Origin of the sequence: Halomonas colorata (assembly GCF_014897985.1) — a bacterium.
Classification (GTDB): Bacteria; Pseudomonadota; Gammaproteobacteria; order Pseudomonadales; family Halomonadaceae; genus Vreelandella; species Vreelandella colorata.
The window spans coordinates 120,175-140,339 of the sequence record NZ_JABUZA010000001.1; the positions used below are offsets into that span (position 1 = coordinate 120,175).

At 55.4% G+C, this 20,165-nt stretch carries 17 protein-coding genes; 10 read left to right on the forward strand and 7 right to left on the reverse strand.

Annotation, left to right across the window (positions count from 1 at the left end; all coding sequences use genetic code 11):
• Positions 1-43 precede the first annotated feature (43 nt).
• The 6 genes from dinB (at position 44) to INT33_RS00730 (ending at position 5,498) form a co-directional block, all read left to right on the forward strand.
• Positions 44-1,090, forward strand: a complete 1,047-nt coding sequence (dinB, locus tag INT33_RS00705; RefSeq protein WP_193090920.1) for a DNA polymerase IV — start codon at positions 44-46, stop codon at positions 1,088-1,090.
• A 172-nt stretch (positions 1,091-1,262) separates the two neighbouring features.
• Complete coding sequence (locus tag INT33_RS00710) at positions 1,263-2,093, forward strand: alpha/beta fold hydrolase (RefSeq protein WP_193090921.1); 831 nt, start codon at positions 1,263-1,265, stop codon at positions 2,091-2,093.
• A gap of 9 nt (positions 2,094-2,102) precedes the next feature.
• The gene (locus INT33_RS00715; protein WP_192539586.1) at positions 2,103-2,351 is read left to right on the forward strand and encodes a YkoF family thiamine/hydroxymethylpyrimidine-binding protein; all 249 of its coding nucleotides are present in this window, start codon (positions 2,103-2,105) and stop codon (positions 2,349-2,351) included.
• Between the two features lie 294 nt (positions 2,352-2,645).
• Positions 2,646-3,662: a TRAP transporter substrate-binding protein gene (locus INT33_RS00720; protein ID WP_192537428.1), complete on the forward strand. Its 1,017-nt coding sequence runs from the start codon at positions 2,646-2,648 to the stop codon at positions 3,660-3,662.
• A complete protein-coding gene (locus INT33_RS00725; protein ID WP_193090922.1) occupies positions 3,659-4,171 on the forward strand; it encodes a TRAP transporter small permease in 513 nt (170 codons plus the stop codon). The genes INT33_RS00720 and INT33_RS00725 overlap by 4 nt, the downstream gene beginning before the upstream one ends.
• A gap of 22 nt (positions 4,172-4,193) precedes the next feature.
• Positions 4,194-5,498, forward strand: coding sequence for a TRAP transporter large permease (locus INT33_RS00730; protein WP_193090923.1), 1,305 nt, complete (start codon positions 4,194-4,196; stop codon positions 5,496-5,498).
• Between the two features lie 77 nt (positions 5,499-5,575).
• Here the strand turns inward: INT33_RS00730 and gabT are convergent, their stop codons facing one another.
• From gabT to csiR, 6 genes are all read right to left on the reverse strand, one after another.
• The gene (gene gabT / locus INT33_RS00735) at positions 5,576-6,850 is read right to left on the reverse strand and encodes a 4-aminobutyrate--2-oxoglutarate transaminase (RefSeq protein ID WP_193090924.1); all 1,275 of its coding nucleotides are present in this window, start codon (positions 6,848-6,850) and stop codon (positions 5,576-5,578) included.
• A 75-nt stretch (positions 6,851-6,925) separates the two neighbouring features.
• Positions 6,926-7,852, reverse strand: coding sequence for a sensor domain-containing diguanylate cyclase (locus tag INT33_RS00740; protein ID WP_193090925.1), 927 nt, complete (start codon positions 7,850-7,852; stop codon positions 6,926-6,928).
• The gene (locus INT33_RS00745) at positions 7,845-8,654 is read right to left on the reverse strand and encodes an EAL domain-containing protein (RefSeq protein WP_193090926.1); all 810 of its coding nucleotides are present in this window, start codon (positions 8,652-8,654) and stop codon (positions 7,845-7,847) included. The genes INT33_RS00740 and INT33_RS00745 overlap by 8 nt, the downstream gene beginning before the upstream one ends.
• 214 nt (positions 8,655-8,868) lie before the next feature.
• Positions 8,869-10,083, reverse strand: coding sequence for a CaiB/BaiF CoA transferase family protein (locus tag INT33_RS00750; RefSeq protein ID WP_193090927.1), 1,215 nt, complete (start codon positions 10,081-10,083; stop codon positions 8,869-8,871).
• Between the two features lie 32 nt (positions 10,084-10,115).
• A complete protein-coding gene (locus INT33_RS00755; protein ID WP_193090928.1) occupies positions 10,116-11,294 on the reverse strand; it encodes an acyl-CoA dehydrogenase in 1,179 nt (392 codons plus the stop codon).
• A 193-nt stretch (positions 11,295-11,487) separates the two neighbouring features.
• Positions 11,488-12,177: a DNA-binding transcriptional regulator CsiR gene (gene csiR, locus INT33_RS00760; RefSeq protein ID WP_192537432.1), complete on the reverse strand. Its 690-nt coding sequence runs from the start codon at positions 12,175-12,177 to the stop codon at positions 11,488-11,490.
• 150 nt (positions 12,178-12,327) lie between these two features.
• Between csiR and lhgO the strand changes: the two genes are divergently transcribed.
• The 4 genes from lhgO (at position 12,328) to INT33_RS00780 (ending at position 17,350) form a co-directional block, all read left to right on the forward strand.
• The gene (lhgO, locus tag INT33_RS00765; RefSeq protein WP_192537420.1) at positions 12,328-13,524 is read left to right on the forward strand and encodes an L-2-hydroxyglutarate oxidase; all 1,197 of its coding nucleotides are present in this window, start codon (positions 12,328-12,330) and stop codon (positions 13,522-13,524) included.
• A 120-nt stretch (positions 13,525-13,644) separates the two neighbouring features.
• On the forward strand, positions 13,645-14,604 hold the full coding sequence (locus INT33_RS00770; protein WP_193090929.1) for a TAXI family TRAP transporter solute-binding subunit: 960 nt from the start codon (positions 13,645-13,647) through the stop codon (positions 14,602-14,604).
• A 68-nt stretch (positions 14,605-14,672) separates the two neighbouring features.
• A complete protein-coding gene (locus INT33_RS00775; protein ID WP_193090930.1) occupies positions 14,673-15,197 on the forward strand; it encodes a DUF1850 domain-containing protein in 525 nt (174 codons plus the stop codon).
• A gap of 140 nt (positions 15,198-15,337) precedes the next feature.
• A complete protein-coding gene (locus INT33_RS00780; protein WP_193090931.1) occupies positions 15,338-17,350 on the forward strand; it encodes a TRAP transporter permease in 2,013 nt (670 codons plus the stop codon).
• A 110-nt stretch (positions 17,351-17,460) separates the two neighbouring features.
• Here the strand turns inward: INT33_RS00780 and INT33_RS00785 are convergent, their stop codons facing one another.
• Entirely contained in the window at positions 17,461-19,989 is a 2,529-nt protein-coding gene (locus tag INT33_RS00785) for a penicillin-binding protein 1A (RefSeq protein ID WP_192537416.1), read from the reverse strand.
• Positions 19,990-20,165: the final 176 nt, after the last annotated feature.

Consider the following 20,165-nt stretch of genomic DNA (forward strand, 5'->3'; position numbering starts at 1 on the left):
CCTGTGATAAACTGTGGTTTTTTACAGGTGAGAAGGGTGGCCAGTGCGCAAAATTATCCACTGCGACTGTGACTGCTTTTATGCGGCGGTTGAAATGCGCGATAACCCTGCGCTCAAGGACATCCCTATCGCCATTGGCGGTAGCGTCGAGCAGCGCGGGGTGGTCGCTACCTGCAATTATCCTGCCCGCGAATACGGCATTCACTCCGCCATGCCCATGGCCCAGGCGCTTAAGCGCTGCCCGCATCTAACCCTTATTCGTGGCGATATGGCCAAGTACAAGGTCGTGGCGCGTCAGGTGTTTGCGATTTATCGCGAGATCACCGATTTAATCGAGCCGCTGTCGCTGGATGAAGCCTTTCTAGATGTGTCGGACGTGACTCTGCATCAGGGGAGCGCTACGCGCATGGCTCAGGCGATTCGCGAACGCGTCAGCCAGGAAGTGGGCATTACGGTGTCGGCAGGCGTTGCCCCCAACAAGTTTCTGGCCAAAATCGCCAGCGACTGGAACAAGCCCGATGGCCTGTGTGTGATTACCCCCGACGAAGTAGAGCGCTTTGTACAGGCGCTTCCGGTCAAAAAGATTCATGGCGTTGGCCCGCGCACGGCCGAAAAAATGGCCCGGCTGGATATTCATACCTGCGCCGATTTGCGTACCCGCCCGCTGACCGAGCTGGTGGAGCACTTTGGCCGCTTTGGAAAACGCCTGCATGAGCTAAGCTTTGGCTACGACGAACGGCCGGTAAAAACCCACCGTGAGCGTAAATCGGTAAGTACCGAACAGACCTACGCCAAGGACTTGCCGTCGCTTGCTGCCTGCCGCCAGGAGCTCCCTCTGCTTTTAGAGGATCTGGAACGTCGCTATGCGCGCCTTGACCCACCGCCTGGGGTCAGAGGGTTAATGGTTAAAGTGAAGTTTAACGATTTTACCCAAACCACCGTAGAACACGCAGACCCGGCACCCAATCTTGAGCAGTTCGAAACGCTGCTGAACGTCGGCTGGGCACGCGGCGAGCGCCCGGTGCGGTTGCTGGGTGTCGGCTACCGCTTGGCTGAGGCCGCACCTGCTGAACAGCTTTCGTTGTTTTGATGTGCAATTCGTTAGCCTGTTAAACCTTATGTCGATTGACGGCTTTTCAAGGGCGCGTTAAAACAGACGTATGATAGATAAAGTGCTACCGGCATTCGCAAGGGCCGGTTCAAAGACCAAAAGCGAAGGTTAAAAAGCCAAGCTCAAAGAACACAGGCCCAAGAGCTGCACTATGACAACAACGACCGCTTCACTCCCTCAGTTGGTATTTGCCCATGCCAATGGGTTTCCAGGCCTGAGCTATAAAAGCCTGCTGGCGCCCCTGGCGGATACCTTTGAGGTGTACCCCCTTGATCGGCTGGGCCATCATCCGGACTACCCGGTAAACCACAACTGGGCCAATCTGGTGGATGAGCTATTAAGTTACCTGCCGAAGACCGAGGCGCCGCTTTTGGGCGTGGGCCACTCGCTGGGCGGCACGCTGATGGCTATGGCCGCCGACAAACAGCCTGAGCGTTTTTGCGGGGTGATCATGCTTGACCCGCCGCTTATGCTGGGGCCAGACGCCTGGGCCATGAAGGCCGCCAAGCGCTTTGGTTTTATTGACCGCATAACGCCTGCAGGTAAAACGCAGGGGCGGCGCAGCGTATGGCCAAGCCGTGAGATCATGGCCAAATCGCTAAGTCAGCGCGGGCTTTTTCGCCGCTTTACCCCCGCCGCGCTTAACGACTACATTGAAGCAGGTACCCGGCTTTTAGAGGATGGCAGCGCCGAGCTGACCTTCGACCCACGTGTTGAGGTGGAGATTTTCCGCCATTTGCCAGATCACCTATCTCGGCTGCCAAGCCGGGTAGGCGTGCCGCTTGAGCTGGTGGCGGGGCAGGAGTCGCATCTGATGACCGCTTCGCGCATCAAGCGTTTAAGGCGCAAGGGCCTGAAGGTCGAGGAGGTGCCTGGTACGCATATGTTCCCCATGGAGCATCCGGATGAAACCCGCGCCGCCATTCTGGCCGCCTGGCAGCGCTTGTCGAGCGTATCCGGCAGGCCATCACACACAGCGTAAGGAGGCGTTATGTATCTTTCCGTGCAGCTTAGCTACTACCCACTGGCCCACGATTTCAAGCCATTGGTGAAGGATGTGGTAAAGCGCTTCGAGGCGTCAGGCCTGGAGGTTTATCCCAACCGAATGAGTACCCAGATATTTGGCGAATTCGATGCCGTGATGAATGCGCTGAGCGAGGTAATGAAGTGGTCCTTTGAGACTTACGGTAAAGCGGTATTTACGGCGAACTTTCTTGAGGGAGACCGTCGACCGCGCTAGCACAGCCAGAGGATGATCGTTTTATCTAAAGCGCCGCTCCAATAGCGGCGCTTTTTTATGCCACGTGGTTATGGCCATATTTGATGCTTACGCTGCTCTTTTTCATGCGGGAAATCGTTGTTTCGACCCTGACGCTATAGTGTTTAATTACCGTATAAAGTAAATAATACTTTAGTTTTTGACTATTTAGATGTCGCGTTCAGAAGCGCCTAAGTCGTTTGTAAAAATAAATAGCTTGCCGATAAAGGTACATTGAAAGCTACATTTAATAAAAATCGGCAGGGAACCTACGTCATGACAACGCTAAAATTCCAAAATCATCGATTCATCGCCGGTAAAAGTCTCATCGCCGCGCTGGGGCTCGCGATTGTTAGCGGCCAATCGCATGCCCAGTCGTTCAGCCTGGATTTTTCAAATGAATACAACGCAAGCTCAATCCACGCTCAGGGCGACGCCTACTTTATCGACAAGGTAGAGGAACTGACCAACGGTGACATCAGCATTACCCTGCATACCGGTGGCGCGCTAGGGTTTAACTCCGGCGATCACTTCTACGCTGTGGCGGATGGCGCTGTCGATATCGCGGATACGCTTTCAGGCACCATGAGTGGCGTAGACTCCCTCTTTTTGCTCTCCTCCTTGCCGTTTTTGGTCAACGATATCGAGGATGCGCGCCAGCTTTACGATATCGCCAAGCCTTATTACGAAGCGGTGTTTGAAGATAGTGATCAGGTACTGCTTTACGCCTCGCCCTGGCCGCCCAGCGGTATCTGGTCGAAAGACGCGATCGACAGCGCCGATGATCTGAAAAATCTCAAGATTCGCACTTTTGACCGCAGTGGCACTGAAACCTTTAGAAACGTCGGCGCCTCGCCGGTGAGTCTCTCTTGGGGTGATGTAGTGCCGCAATTGGCCACCGGCGGTATTAGCGCCGTGCTGACCTCCGCCGAAGCCGGCGCCAACGGCAGCTTCTGGGAGCATCAAAACCACTTCTCTGCCGTTCAATATGCCATCCCGCTCAACATGGTGCACATGAACAAGGCCGTGTTCGATTCATTCAGCGAAGAGCAGCAGCAGGCAGTACTGGAAGCCGCTCGCCTGACCGACCAGCACAACTGGGCCGCTGTTGAAACGCGCACCGCAGAGAACTACCAGACGCTTGCGGAGAACAACGTTGAAGTGAGCGACCCGGTAGCCCAAGACCTAACCGACGCGCTTTCTGATGCCTCGGAAAGCGTGATCGATAACTGGCTTGAAAGCACTGGCGACACCGGCAAGACGATCATGGATGAGTTTCGGAGCCAGCAATGAGGTTTTTCGAACCCATAGAAAAAGCCTCGAAATTGCTTAATCGGGTGGGCGCCTTGATTGCCGTGGCGCTCATCATTTACATGTTTGGCCATATCATCCTCGAAATCGTGATGCGGTTGTTTGGCCGCTCGACCTTTATTTTGGATGAGTATATCGGCTACGCCGTGGCCACCATGGCGTTTATGGGGCTTCCCTACGTGCTCGAAAAGGGCGGCTTGATTCGGGTGTCGCTGCTCATGGAGCGCATTCCCGCATCCAGGCGGTGGCCGCTGGAGCTGTTTAGCAGCCTGGTCACTGCCGGCTGCTTTTTATGGCTCTCCACGTTCTGGCTACAAAACGTCCAGCGCAGCTACCAGCGCGGCGTGGTGAGTGAGACGCTGGCCGAAACGCCTATCTGGCTTCCCGAAGGCGCTATCCTTATCGGCATGTGGCTAATTTCCTTCACGCTGCTGGTGAGATCAATAAAAATCATCTTACTGCGCTCGCGGTATTCACCCAACACGGCCTAGGCCTGGCTAACAGGAACGGACTATGGATATTTTCTGGACGGCCGTTGGTGTGGCGCTGCTGCTGGTGTTTTTCCTGTCCATGGGTACGTGGATATTTGCCTCGATGCTGGCAATTTCCATCGGCTCACTCTGGATTTTCGGGGACTTCAGCGCTGACCGTATCGGTTTGATCTTCTCGCGTATTTTGTATCGTGCCAGCAACAGCTGGGAGCTTTCGGCGATCCCGTTGTTCATCTTGATGGGCGAGCTGATTTTTCGCTCGAATCTTTCGGAGCGCTTGTTCAAGGGGCTGGTGCCCATTACCAGCCGTCTGCCGGGCGGCATTCTGCATACCAATGTGCTGGGCTGTACGCTGTTTGCTGCGGTAAGCGGCTCAAGTGCTGCCACCACCGCCACTATTGGCAAGATAACCACGCAAGAGCTCAAGCAACGCGGCTACGACCGGCACCTGTCGATTGGCTCGCTAGCCGGTGCTGGTAGTCTGGGCCTGCTGATTCCACCGTCGATCGTCATGATCGTATACGGGGTTCAGGCGGAAGTATCGATCAGCCGGCTGTTCATGGCGGGTGTGGTGCCGGGGCTTGTAATTGCGCTGCTGTACAGCGGCTATATTGGCATACGCGCCACGCTTTCACCGGCGCTTGCGCCTAAACAGATAGCGCACGGGCAATCCATCGGCCAGTCGATTCTGTTGCTGTTGCCGATCCTCATATTGATCGCGATCGTGATCGGTTCGATCTACAGCGGTATCGCCACGCCCTCCGAGGCGGCGGCGGTGGGCGTGGCAGCCACGCTGGTGCTGTTGGGCATCGAGCGGCAAATCACTTTGGCCATGCTGACCGAGGCGTTTCGGGGCACGCTGATTACCTCGATCATGGTATGTAGCCTGTTGATTACGGCAACCCTGCTGTCGACGGCGATGGGCTATCTGCACTTGCCGCGCGAGCTTGCCAGCTGGATCGCCGAGCAGAACTTCAGCCCGACCATGCTGCTGCTGGCACTGGCGGTGTTCTACATCGTGCTGGGGCTCTTTCTGGACGGTATCTCGATCACTGTAATGAGCTTGCCCATTACGCTACCGATCGTGCTGCTGGCAGGGTTCGATCCGATCTGGTTCGGCATTTTCCTGATCATCATGATCGAGCTTGGCCAGATTACCCCGCCAGTGGGCTTCAACCTCTTCGTGCTGCAGAGCCTGACCGGAGAGAGCATCGGACGTGTGGCTTGGGCGGCGCTGCCGTTCTTTTTGCTGATGTGCCTGGCGGCTATCATCATCAGCGTATGGCCTGACTTGGTGCTTTGGCTGCCGCGCTACATGAACGGCTGAACCGTTAGTGCCGGGTAAATACAAGAACGCCGCCCCATCGGGCGGCGTTCTTGTATGCAGGCTGCATTCAGGGCGTGTTAAATCAGCGACTCCAGGCAGGATTCGATGATATCGAGTCCTTCGTTGAGTACGCTATCGTCGATGGTGATGGGCATTAAGAACCGAATGGTATTGCCGTACATACCGCAGGAAAGCAGGATTAAGCCCTCTTCGCGGGCTTTTTTACATAAGGCACCGGCAAGCTCGGCGTTAGGTGTCTTGGCGTGTTTATCAGATACCAGCTCAAAGGCGGCCATGGCGCCCATATGGCGTACGTTATCCACCGCGTCGTAACGTGCCTGCCACTGGTGGAAACGCTTGGCGAGCTTCTCGCCCAGGGCCTGGCTTCTCTCCAGGATATTTTCTTCCTCAAAAACATCCATGACGGCAAGCGCTGCGGCACAGGCGGTAGGGCTGCCTGTGTAGGTGCCGCCCAGCGAGTTCGGGCCAGAGGCATCCATGATCTTGTCAGTGCCCACTACGGCTGAAATCGGCATGCCGTCGGCCATGCTTTTTGCCATGGTCATGATGTCAGGCTCAACGCCGCTGTGCTCGATGGCGAACATCTTGCCGGTGCGCCCAAACCCTGACTGTACTTCGTCGATAATCATCAGGATGCCGAGTTCATCGCAGATGATGCGGATCTTTTCCAGAAACGATGCCGGTGCGGGATAAAAGCCGCCTTCACCGAGCACAGGCTCTAAAATGATAGCCGCCGTATTTGCGGGGCCAGCGTCGGTTTTCAGCGTCATCATCAGGCCGCGAATCGCCTCGTCTTCACTGACGCCGTGGTAGTCCACCGGGTAGGGCGCACGAAACACGGTGCCGGGCATGGGGCCAAAGTCGGTCTGATACGGCGCGACCTTGCCGTTCATCGCCATGGTGAAGAAGGTGCGGCCGTGGTAGCCGCCATCAAAGCAGATAACGTTGGAGCGCCCGGTGGCGGCGCGAGCTATCTTGACCGCGTTCTCCAACGCTTCGGCGCCGGAGTTAGCGAGCATGACCTTGGCATGGCCGCGAACGGGCACTAGGTGGCTAAGACGTTCTGCAACCCTGACGTAGCCTTCATAGGGCATTACCGTTTGGCAGGTATGCATTACCTTATCGAGCTGTGCTTTCACCGCCGCAACCACTTTTGGATGGCGATGGCCGATATTCAGCACACCGATGCCGCCGGCAAAGTCGATAAACCGGTTGCCGTCGGCATCCCACACTTCGGCATTTTCGGCATGGTCGGCAAACGCTGTGGCAGGGCTCGCTGCGCCGTTGGCAACGTATTTTTGCTTCAGTTTGTTTAGCTCAGCATTGCTCATAACGTTACTCCTCAGGCTGGAGAGTCGATTTAGCATCGCGGGCGCCGATGTTGATTCACCAGGTATGATGATTTACTAGGCAGTGACGGCACCGTTTCCACCGGCCTCCTTGGCTTGATACATGGCGTTATCTGCACGATCCAATAGGCAGCGGTTGGAGGTATCAACGTAGCACGCAATACCGGCGGATACAGTGACGATTAATTGCTGCTTAGTAAAAGGCGTGCTGGCAACGGCATTACACACCCGTTCAATCGCCCGCTGCGCTGCTCTAATATCGACCTGCGGCATGATCACCAGAAATTCTTCACCGCCCAGGCGTACCTGAATATCGGTTGTGCGCAGGGTTTGACTGACCAGCGCGGTGACTTCCTTGAGTACGTCGTCACCAATGCCGTGGCCGTAGGTATCATTGATCGTTTTAAAGCGATCCAGATCGAAAATAGCAATGCTCAACGTGCTTTCATAACGCTGGCAGCGCTGAAGCTCTTCTTCCAGGCGCTTAAGCCCGGCACGGCGGTTGAACAGGCCGGTTAATTCATCGCGATGCGCGAGTTGATCCAAACGCTCGTTGGCCAGCTTTAAACGCTCTTCGAGCTGCTTGCGCTCCGTAATATCGACAATAAAGGTTACCTTGCGCGGTAGGCCGTCATCGCCTTCGATGCGCGCCGCTTCAGCGATGATGGTGCGTGCCTCACCTTTTTTGTTCAGCACTTCCCACTCCTGGCGTAATTCCTGGTTGCTGTCGCCTTGGATAAATTCGTCGTGTAGTGCTGCTAATCTATCACGATAGGTAGGGGAGACCATTTGGGTGAAGTGCTTGCCTATAAGCTCGCTTTCCGTGTAGCCATAAAATTGGCAATAAGCGCTGTTAACCATCTCAAAATAGCCATCAGGGCTGGTAACGCAAATGCCTAGCGGGGCGGTTTGGATAATATTCTCAGTATTGCGTTTTGAGCGGGTGAACAGCTGATAGACTTGCTCAAGATTTATATCAAGCATGTAGACCCCCTTGTTCCCGGCCTAATCGCACCTCTTCGCGTAGTGCACTCAAACGCACGGAGAGGTCATCCCCCAGTGAGTTAACGACTGGTTTGGCATAATAAAAGCCCTGCTGGCGCATGATGCCGTTGCTTGCCAGCCAAAGCGCCTCGGCGTGGGTTTCTACACCTTCAGCGATGACGACAATGCCCAACTGTTGGGCCAGGGTAATAATTGCTTGCAAAATGGCTTGGCGACGCAGGTCTTGATCGCAGTTCATGACTAGTTGGCGATCAATTTTTAACTTATCGGGGGTAAGGTCGGTCAAGATATCCAGGTTGGCATAACCACTGCCAAAATCATCCAGCGCGGTTTTGAAACCCATTGAGCGATAGGCGTCGATGATATTGCGCAAATGCTGACGATCGATAACGCGCTCGGTTTCAGTAATCTCAAAGATAAGTCGCTTGGATGGCCAGCCTACCTGTCGCGAGATATCCAGCGTTGCCTGAATGCAGGCGGTTGGCTCGTAAACCGCGTTGGGAAGAAAATTAATCGACAGATTGGTCTGCATGCCAAGGTGGCTTGCCATTTCAATGGCTTTGACGCGGCAGGCTTGATCAAACTGGTAGAGCAGATCGTCCGTTACCTGGGAAATAATGCTACAGGCGGATTCACCATTGGGCCCGCGTACCAAGGCTTCATAGGCATCTACTCGGGCAGTCGAGAGATTAACAATAGGTTGAAATGCCATGGTGAACGCAAAGGGCAATTCACCTTCACAGCGTTTGCAGCTGCCGTTAATGCGTGCACAGTTCCCCATAAAGCCTCCTAGCTTACTGTGTCCGCCCAATCCTTTGTTGCAAACCATTGCTTACAAACGGACACATGGTTGTAAAACAGTGAATAGTGTAGCGGATAAGCGTGGCTTCTGATGGACTTCCTAGCTTTATTGATGGGATAAAGATTAGGTGGCAATAAAAAGCGCCCCGTTAAGAGCGCTTCAAACGTTAAATCTAGTAATAGTCAGTGCTCGATCAAATAATGCCTGCCTCGCGCAGTGCCTGCTGTTGGGCTGGCGTAATGCCTATATCGTTTAATACGTGCTCGGTATGCTCACCCAAACTCGGCGGCGCGGTGGTAGCGCTTAGCGAATGCCCGTTAATGCGAATGGGGTTGGCGACAAGGTCTACCTGGCCTGCCTGAGTGTGCGGTAGCGACTGCTTCAAGCCGCGCGCTTTGACATGCGGATCATCGAACACGCGGTCAAGCGTATTGATGGGGCCGCAAGGCACACCCACCACTTCAAAGGCCGCGAGCCACTCATCGATAGTGCGCTGAGCCAGTGCTGCCTCAAGCATAGGTACCAGGCTTTCACGGTGATGGACGCGCGCCCCGTTGGTGGCAAACCGCTCATCAGCGGCCAACTGTCCTAACGCAAGCACTTCGCAAAAGCGTCTGAACTGTTCGTCATTACCCACCGCGACAATGATGTGGCCATCCCGAGTGGCAAACGCCTGGTAGGGCACAATGTTGGGGTGGGCATTGCCCAGGCGCTGCGGCACGTTGCCGGAGGTTAGGTAGTTAAGCGCCTGGTTGGCCAGCACGCCTACCTGAACATCCATCAACGCCATATCAATATGGCAACCCACACCGCTGTCACGGCGCTGATAAAGCGCTGACAAAACGGCGTTGGTGGCATACAGGCCGGTGAAAATATCGGTAAACGCCACGCCGCTTTTTACCGGGCCACCGCCGGGCTCGCTATCGGGCTTGCCGGTCAGGCTCATGATGCCACCCATGGCCTGAATCATGAAGTCGTAACCAGCGCGGTGGGCGTAGGGGCTCTCCTGACCAAAGCCGGTGATTGAGCAGTAGACAAGCTTGGGGTTCAGCTCTTTCAGACTGGCGTAATCCAGTCCGTACTTCTTCAGCCCACCGACTTTAAAGTTCTCAAGCAGCACATCTGACTGACTTACCAACTGCCTGATAAGCACCTGACCTTCCGGCTTGGCCATATCAATGGTGACCGAACGCTTACCGCGGTTGGCGCACAGATAATAGGCCGACTCCGCCGTGCCGTTAAGCCAGGGTGGGCCCCAGTGACGCGTATCATCACCGGCGACAGGGCGCTCGACCTTGATCACATCGGCGCCCATGTCGGCGAGCATCTGGCCACACCACGGGCCAGCCAGCACGCGTGATATATCGAGTACCTTGATGTCAGCCAGCGGTTTGGAAGGAGTGCTCATGGTGATTCCTTTGGCCTATAAAATAAAACGGCTTAGTAGAACGACTGAATGCCGGTCTGTGCACGGCCCAAGATCAGCGCGTGTACATCGTGGGTACCTTCGTAGGTATTCACCGACTCCAGGTTCACCATATGTCGAATTACGCCGTACTCATCGGACACGCCGTTACCGCCGTGCATATCCCGCGACATGCGCGCAATATCCAGCGCCTTGCCACAGTTGTTGCGCTTGATCAGCGAGACCATTTCCGGCGTCCAGTTGCCACTATCCATCAACCGGCCTACCTGCAGGGCGGCCTGAAGGCCCAGGGTGATCTCGGTTTGCATATCGGCGAGCTTTTTCTGAATCAGCTGGTTGGCGGCCAGCGGGCGGCCAAACTGCTTGCGGTCCAGCGTGTACTGGCGGGCGGCGTGCCAGCAGAATTCAGCCGTGCCCATAACGCCCCAAGCGATGCCGTAGCGCGCTTTGTTCAGGCAGCCAAACGGGCCTTTCAAGCCGCTGACATTAGGCAGCAGGTTCTCTTCGGGCACAAACGCGCTATCCAGCACGATTTCACCGGTAATCGAGGCGCGTAGCGACACCTTGCCTTCAATTTTCGGGGTGGAGAAACCTTCTGTGCCGCGCTCTACGATAAAGCCTTTGATCTGGTTGTCGTGGGCAGCAGACTTGGCCCATACCACGGCGATATCGGCAATCGGGCTATTGGTAATCCACATCTTGGCGCCGGTTAGTCGGTAGCCGCCGTCGACTTTTTCAGCGCGGGTAATCATGTTGCCGGGGTCGGAGCCGTGGTCTGGCTCGGTCAGGCCAAAGCAGCCGACCATTTCGCCGCTGGCAAGTTTGGGCAGGTACTTTTGTTTCTGTTCTTCAGAGCCGTACGTCTCGATGGGGTACATAACCAGCGACGACTGAACGCTCATGGCCGAGCGGTAGCCGGAATCAACGCGCTCTACTTCGCGGGCGATCAGGCCGTAAGCCACGTGGTTGACGCCCGCACCGCCGTACTCTTCCGCCACGGTAGCGCCCAAAAGGCCAAGCTCGCCCATCTCAGACATGATCTCGCGATCAAAGCGCTCCTCACGAAAGGCACTCAATACGCGGGGCTGAAGGTTTTCCTGGCAGTAGTCATGGGCCGCGTCGCGAATCTGGCGCTCTTCGTCAGTGAGCTGGTGCTCCAACAGTAGCGGGTCATCCCAGTTGAAATGTGTCATTACGAAGCTCCTGGCTAGTTCTTAAGAAGAATTCTTGAGGAAAGCATTTCGCGTAGACACACCCAGGCGCCCACGGCGATCTATTGATCTAACGTAGTTAAAAATTGATCTACTACGTAGTTAAAAACGGTGTAATTAAACTCAATGTATCGCCGTTATTTAAAAATATCTACATTTTTTTAAAATGCAGAATTTAGCTGATTCCCCGGTTCTGAAGTACTCGGGTGATAATGGGAACAGGCGTCATCAGGTGGTCGCGCATCAAAATCGCGGCCTTTTCGGCATCGCGCGCTAGAATTACGTCGACCAGCGCGGCGTGCTCCTGGCGCTTTTGCTCAAGCGCGGCCGGCGACATGACGGTTTCCTGGAGCCACAAGTGGCGATAGCGCTCAACTTGATCAAACAGCGTATTGCGCATCTGCAGCAGGTGAGGGGAGTTGCAGCCGCTCGCGATGGCGGTATGAAAAGCTTTATGGCGCAGGTCCCAGCCATCCAGCAGCTCATCGGGGGAGCTTATATCGGTCACTTTGGCAAGCCGGTGGGCTGTGGCCAGCACCGACGCTTCCCAGTCGTCGTCACCCCGCTCAATGGCAAGGCGTAGAATCAGGCCTTCCAGCTGGGCGCGGGCGTCGTAAATATCGTTGAGTTCGGCAAGCGACATCGGAGCTACGCGGTAACCGCGCTGGCTAATCGCCACCACCAGCCGGTCGGCGACCAGTTGGGAAAGGGCTTCGCGCAGCGGCCCTGTGCTAACTCCGTAGCACTCTTTCAGACGGCTCATTAATAGCTTTTCTTTAGGCGCGTAGCGGCCACGGATAATATCGTGCTTGAGCGTGCTATAAGCGCTAATCGCTAAGTTCTGACGCGGCGCATCTGGCTCCATGGCAACCTCCCTATCAATCACCATGGCAATCGCCATAACAGTTTCCATAACGACGCGACTCCCTGGTGATCTTGTAGCAAATAAGTGAAAGTAGAAGAATAACGGCTATTATCAATAAATTTTAACAATTTGGCACAGGAAGCGTTATTAATGTGGGATTTCATCATTATTGGCGGGGGAATTCTGGGCATGTCGACCGCCATGCAGCTGCAGCAGACGTACCCCGACAAGCGCCTGCTTGTGCTGGAAAAAGAGAGTGGCCCCGCGCAGCATCAAACCGGCCATAACAGCGGCGTCATTCATGCCGGGGTGTATTACACGCCGGGAAGCTTAAAGGCCAAGTTCTGTCTTGAAGGAAACCGCGCTACCCGCGAGTTTTGTGATCAGCACGGAGTGGATTACTCCATCTGTGGCAAGCTTTTGGTGGCCACCAACGCGCTAGAAACCCAGCGTATGCAGGCGCTTTGGGAGCGCACGGCGGCCAATGGGCTTGAGCGCGAGTGGCTAAGCGCTGAAGCACTCAAAGAGCGCGAGCCGAATATCCGCGGGGAGGCGGGGATTTTTGTGCCTTCAAGCGGCATCGTCAACTACGCCCAGGTTACCCGTGCCATGGCGGCGGAGTTCGAGCGCCTGGGGGGTAAAATCCAGTATGGCGTTGAGGTTAAGGGGCTGGAAGAGCGGCGTACTGAGGTGGTGGTGACCACCACTAACGATACCTTCTCAAGCCGTTATCTGGTGACCTGTGCCGGGTTAATGGCCGACCGAGTGATTCGCATGCTGGGCCAGGACCCTGGCTTTACCATCTGCCCGTTCCGAGGCGAATACTACCTGTTGCCCGAGAAGCATAATCACATCGTCAACCATCTGATTTACCCCATTCCTGACCCGGCCATGCCCTTTCTGGGTGTACACCTGACCCGTATGATCGATGGCAGCGTAACGGTGGGCCCCAATGCCGTGCTGGCACTTAAGCGCGAAGGTTACCGCAAGCAGGATATGTCGCTGCGCGATATGGGGCAGATGTTCACCCACCCGGGAATTTTAAAAGTGTTGGGCAGACACCTGAAACCAGGGCTTGGAGAAATGAAAAACTCGTTTTACAAACGTGGTTACCTGGAGCTTGTACGCAAATACTGCCCGCAATTAACGATTGAGGATCTCAAGCCTTATCCGGCGGGCGTTCGCGCACAGGCGGTTTCTAAAGCGGGAAAACTTGTGGATGACTTTGTATTCGTGAATACACGCCGAACGGTGAACGTCGGCAACGCACCCTCACCGGCGGCCACCTCGGCGCTACCCATTGGTGCGCATATTACTCAGCAGGTCGTCGCACTATTGTCCCATTAACATCAACGCACGAGCCGTGCTAACGTCACTCTATCGCTTCTGATGGAACAGGGGCGGAGCTTCATACCTCCCTATCGTCAAACCATACCTATAAGTCCAAGCAGGACGGAGGCAATACGCATGAAAACATTAAAATATGCAGCCGCAGCATCCATGTTAGCCGTCGCTTTACCGGCCAGTGCTCAACAACTTTCAATTGCAACGGGCGGTACGGGTGGCGTTTATTACCCCATCGGTGGCGGCCTTGCGGAAATGATTAATAACCGTATCGAAGGTGCCCAGGCGACCGCTGAAGTTACCGGCGCCTCGGTTGAAAATATGGGTTTGATCATGCGTGGCGACGCCGACCTTGCCTTGGCCCTGGCCGACACCGTGTATCAGGCGTATACCGGTACCGGTGATTTTGAAGGCCGCCAGATTGAAAATACCCGTGCGCTGGCCTCGGTATATCCCAATGCTGTCCAGCTGGTAACCCTTGCCGAATCGGATATTGAGTCGATTGCCGATCTCGCCGGTAAACGTGTATCTGTTGGTGCACCGGGAAGCGGTACGGAACTTAATGCCCGCGCAGTGCTTGAAGCCAACGGTATTAGCTACGAAGACTTTACCCCCCAGCGCCTTAACTTCAACGAAACCGCCGATGCTATTCGCGACGGCGATATCGATGCCGGTTTCTGGAGCGTTGGCCCGCCGACTAGCTCGATTCTTAACCTGGCAGCCACGCGCGATATCCGCCTGATTGGTTTGTCGGATGAAGAAATCGCCAATGCTCAGGAAGAAGAAGCGGTTTTCGCACCTTACGAACTGGCCGCCGGTATGTACGACGGCATGGATGAAGCGGTTCAGACTATTGGTATCCCCAACGTATTGGTGGTTAACGCCGATATGGATGAGGAGCTTGCGTACCAATTGACCCAGCTGTTGTTTGAAAACACCGATGAGCTGATTGCGGTACACCCGGCCGCTAATGACACCACGGTTGAATTCACTATGAAATCAACGCCAGTACCGCTGCACCCGGGCGCTATTCGTTATTTTGAGGAAATGGATGTCGAAATTCCGGACCGTCTTCGTCCTTAACGGATGGCCTATACAGCTGCTTTTATTAAGCGGCTGTTTTGCAAATAGCTAATAAAGGGCATTTCGCCATGCAGTGGCAACAACGACGACTGATGGCGCTCTTGTTCATATGCTTACCGTTCGCCGGAGCAGGGGCTTCCCCCGCTCCGGCGACTGCGTCTACGCGGTTAGCAGTGGTGACTGAGCGGGGTAAAGCGTTAGTGGACGAAGTGGCGCCCGCCGGGGCACGCTGGTGTATTCAATGGAATCATTCCGTTGAGAAGTTCACGGTGCTGGATTGCTACCGTAATGTGGCAGGCGTGATGCAGTTAGAACGCTCCCACCAGCCAGATTTTGCCGCAGGGCTAGGACATATATTTGGACGTGGTGAACAGGTGTCCGATGGTCACGGTGGATATTGGATCAACGCGATTGATGAGCCGGTTGCCAATAACCGCTACGTTCTCCGGGTCGGCTCGAAAGCGGTCAATCATCAGGTGGTGTGGCCTGACGGCGAACACCCAGCCATTAGTTTAAGCGAGCAGGCAGCCGGCCAGCGGGTAACGATCCAGCTCACAAGCAATGCGCCACGGGCTAACAGTTCGCCGCGCTAAATACGCAAAGCTTAATAAATATGCTGTAAATAAACCCGCAGATAATAAAAACTGCAGCACTACACACTAAGCCGCTAGAGCTTAAGCAACCAAAACACTGGTCAGTACAAACAAGCTAGACAACATTTTCCGAGGACTTCATGAGCGAATCCAATCCACCGCCGGTATTAATGCCAGGCGGTAATGCGATTCAACCGCGCGTGGTGCTGTGGCTTATCACCATCGTGGCGGTAGGACTTTCCCTGTTCCAACTCTACTCCGCCGGCATTCAGCCGTTGGGACTGTTTTATCAACGCGGTATTCACCTTGCGCTAATCATGCTGCTGGCGTTTTTAATGTTCCCAGCGTTTGGGCCCAAGCGTAAACGCGGTGTGATTGGCTGGGGAATTGATCTCATATTTTTTGCTGGTGCGTTGATTACCGGCGGCTATTTGGTGTTCTTTTTAGACGAGATTATTAATCGCGCTGGTTTCTGGAGCGAGACCGATATTCTGGTCGCCTGTATCGCTACGGTCACGGTACTGGAAGCCAGCCGTCGCGCGGTGGGCTTTGGCATGACGATTATCGGTGTGTTAGCCATCGTGTATGCGTTTGCCGGTCCGCGCGGTGAGCTGCCTTGGCTTGGCGAGTGGCTGCCTGGCATCTTGAATCACCGTGGCTATACGCTCGACCGGGTCGCCGGGCAGCTCTATCTGGGGCAGGAAGGTATCTTCGGCCTGCCGCTGGGCGTGGCGGCTACCTACATCTTTATCTTTGTGTTGTTTGGCGCCTTTCTGGAAAGTACTGGGGCGGGCAAGTTCTTTATCGATATGGCCTACGCCGCGACGGGCCGTCAGCGTGGTGGGCCGGCCAAAGCCGCTGTACTTGCCTCGGCGGGTATGGGGTCTATCTCAGGCAGCGCGATTGCCAACGTGGTAACGACCGGCGCCTTTACTATCCCGCTGATGAAAAAACTGGGCTATAAGCCCAAGCAGGCGGGCGGTATCGAGGCAGCCGCCTCAACCGGTGGGCAAATCATGCCGCCGTTGATGGGCGCAGGCGCCTTTTTGATTGCCGAATATACTAATACGCCGTACCTGGATATCGTCAAGATCAGTATCCTGCCAGCGATTATGTACTTCGCGACGGTTTACCTGTTTGTACACATTATTGCCCTTAAACAGGGTATGCAGGGCATGCCCAAAAGCGAGCTGCCGCAAATGCGCCAGGTGATGAAAGAGGGCTGGCATTTCCTCCTACCGCTGGCGGTATTGGTGTGGCTTCTGGTGATGAACCTGTCGCCCATGCGGGTAGGTTATTACGCGGTCATTACCATGGTAGCCGTGGCCGTCATACGCTATGCGCTATGGTACTTTTTCGTAGCCCCAGGGCAGGGCCAGCCTGTGACGCTTAGCCGGACCAAGGGCGTTATCTGGGCCGGGTTAACCAAACTGGTGGAAGGGCTTGAACTGGGCGCCCGTAATGCCGTGGCGGTTTCCATGGCCTGCGCAGTGGCGGGTATTATCGTCGGCGTTGTGGGTTTGACGGGCCTGGGGCTCAAATTCTCCTCTATGATGCTGGCGTTCTCGGGCGGTAACCTGGTGCTGGCGCTGGTCATGGTGCTGTTGGCGAGCCTGATACTGGGGATGGGACTTCCGGTAACCGCCAGCTATATCGTGCTGATTGTGCTAGTTGGACCCGCGCTTACCTCTGAGTTTGGCGTGCCGCTACTGATTGCACACCTGGTGGTGTTCTGGTACTCCCAGGACTCTAACGTGACGCCGCCCATTGCCCTGGCAGGGTTTGCTGGGGCGGCCATCGCGGGCAGTAAACCCATGGAGACCGGTTTTCAGGCCTGGAAATTCGCTAAAGGGCTTTATCTGATTCCGCTGTTTATGGTGTTTAACCCTGAAATTATTATCGGCGGGCCAGTATTGGTCGTGGTGTGGAACGCGGTGATTGCCATTCTGGCGCTATGCGCCTTTGCGGCGGCGCTGGAAGGGTATCTGTTTACCCGCATGTCATGGCTGCCGCGCCTGGCGATCAGCGCCGCGATCTTTGGCGTGTTCTACCCAAGCCTGCTGACCGAGGTGGCCGGTGCTGTGGTCATGGTGATCGCCATAGGCCTTAATTGGAGAGCCAGCAAGCATGAAGCGCCTATAGCTGCAGCTTAAAGCTTGCAAATAGGCATCTGTCAGTAAGACAGGCGTATAAAAAAGCCCGGAGACCATTAGGTTTCCGGGCTTTTGCGTTTCTTGAGCTAGCTGCTAGCGCTAGTTGTTACTTAGAAGATCGATTCCGCGGTGCCAGAGCCTTGTGAGCCGCTGGCTTCCTCTAGCTCACGGCTGATGCCACGTGGCTGGTAGTCGGGCAAGTGATCTTGGTGGAAGAACTCGCTAATACCTCCCGGCTGGCCTTCATGTAAACGACGACCAGAGTTGGGATCTATCCGAGCAGTTACAACAGTAGACGGGCGTTCCGGTATCGCCGACGGTGTGCCTTCCAGCGCTTTTCCCATAAAGTCCTTCCAGATAGGTAGCGCTGCATTTGCCCCATATTCCGCAATGGTTTCGTTGCTGTCTTTACCCACCCACACGGTGGTCACCAAATTGCTGTTAAAACCGGCAAACCAGGCATCACGCTGGCTATTGGTGGTACCCGTCTTACCCACGATATCGTCACGGTTGAGGCTTAACGCGCCGCGACCGGTGCCCGAGGTAATAACATCACGCAGCATATCGCGCAGAATATAGGTGGCCGCCGCATCGGCAACGCGCTTGGCAACCGGATATTCACGCCCATCGATCTCGACGGTTTCCTGGCCTTCTGCACAGCTGGGGCAGGCAACCTGGGGGGTGGCTTCATCAATAAGCTCGTGATCGTCATTGCGAGTAACGCGTTCGATAAACCAGGGAGCTACCTGGAAGCCACCGTTGGCAAGCACGGAGTAGGCGTTGGTCATTTCCATAGGCGTCAGGCTTGCGCTGCCCAGGGCCAGAGAAAGGCCGTGCGGTAGGCGATCCTGAGAGAAGCCAAAGCCTTTCAGGAATTCGATCGTATGATCCAGCCCCATGGTTTGTAAAACGCGAATGGTGACTAGATTGCGCGAGCGAGCCAGTGCCGGGCGTAAACGCATCGGTCCTTGGAAATCACGGCTGGAGTTGACCGGGCGCCATAGTGAGTTGCTGCCATCATCGAGCACGACCGGTGCGTCGTTGACCACGCTTGCTGCGTTCATTTCACCATCTTGCAGCGCCGCCAGATAAATAAACGGCTTGAAGATGGAGCCTGACTGGCGCTGAGCCTGAACCGCACGGTTGAACTTGCTGGCATTGAAATCAAACCCGCCCTGCAAGGCCAGAATAGCGCCGGTACGCGGGTCTTGGGCAACGATTGAGCCTTCTGCATCTGGCCGCTGTGAAAGGCGTACCGTGCCGTCCTGGGTTTCTAAAATACGCACCAGGTCACCACGTACGGCAATTTGGTCGGCAGAGCTAGGCTCAGCGCCGCGGCTACGCGGGCTTTGATAGGCGCGTGCCCAGCTTAAACCCTCCCAGTTAATGGTATGCAGCTCACCGCCGCGAGCCAATACCTGCATTTCACGGCCACTGCTTTTGACCACAATCGCTGGCTTCAGCAGACCATAGTTAGGTGTACGCTCCAATACTTGCAGCCAGTTACTAACGTCGCCTTCAACGCCAGTGATTTCCGTTTGACTACGTTCGGCGGCTTGGCGGGCGGTTTGACGAATTTCGGGCGACTCGGAAAGCTCCTCCTCAAGGCCCTGTGTCGCGGTGCGTTCTTGCGCTTCGACCAGGCTCGGGGCGATATCGCGTTGCTCGGCACCGCGCCAGCCGTGACGCAAATCATACTCACGCAGGCCATTGGCCAGGGCGTCACGCGCAAACGGCTGTAGCTTGCTATCCAGCGTCGTATAGATGCGGTAACCGCCGGTGTAGGCCGTATCACCAAAGCGCTCAACCGCGTACTGGCGTGCCATTTCAGCCACGTAAGAGGCGTCTACTTCGGTCTGGGTAAAGTGACGACGTGCGGTGACGGGGTCCTGTACCGCTGACTGATAGGTGGTGTCATCGATATAGCCCAGTTCGCGCATGCGGAACAGAATCCAGTTGCGGCGAATCAGCGAACGCTCGGAGTTGGCCAGCGGATTAAATGCGGAAGGCGCTTTGGGCAGACCCGCAATCATCGCGGTTTCAGCCAGGGTAAGCTCGGAAAGCGGTTTGTCGTAATAAGTGTCGGCGGCTGCTGCAATGCCGTATGCTCGATTTCCTAAGAAAATTTTGTTAACGTAAAGTTCGAAGATTTCCTGCTTGCTCAACACTTTTTCCATCTGCAAGGCAAGCAGGATCTCGCGGATTTTACGGGTAAACGTCTGGTCCAGCGTAAGCATGTAGTTACGCGCCACCTGCATGGTGATGGTCGAGCCGCCTGACTGTATGGCACCGCCGCTCTGGGCAAGCTCTACCGCCGCTCTGGCAAGCCCGCGGGGGTCAACACCCGCGTGATCAAAGTAGTTGGTGTCCTCGGCGGCTATCAAGGCGTTCACCATGTCCTGGGGAATTTCATCAAAATCCACAACGACCCGGCGCTCCTCACCAAATTCACCAATTAGCTTGCCGTCATTGGTGAAAATGCGTAGCGGTGAATGCAGCTCAAAGTTTTGTAGCTGGCGCACATCAGGCAGGCCGGGAGAGAAATAGATAGCAGCGCCCACCACGGCGAGCGCGGTGGCCCCTACTAACGACACGATAAGAAAGAACAGCGACAGAATGAGGGTTCGCAAAAACGTCATGAACAGAGGGCACCCATGAAAAGGAGAATAGGATCGGCATCTAAACGGCCGTATCACGCAATTGGCTGCCATTATAGGAAGGCGAGGCAGCCGCCACCAGTGTTGATATGCCGTAAATTTAACTGCGGACTATTTAACTAATGTGTTTTATCGCCGCACAGCAGGCATATCACAAG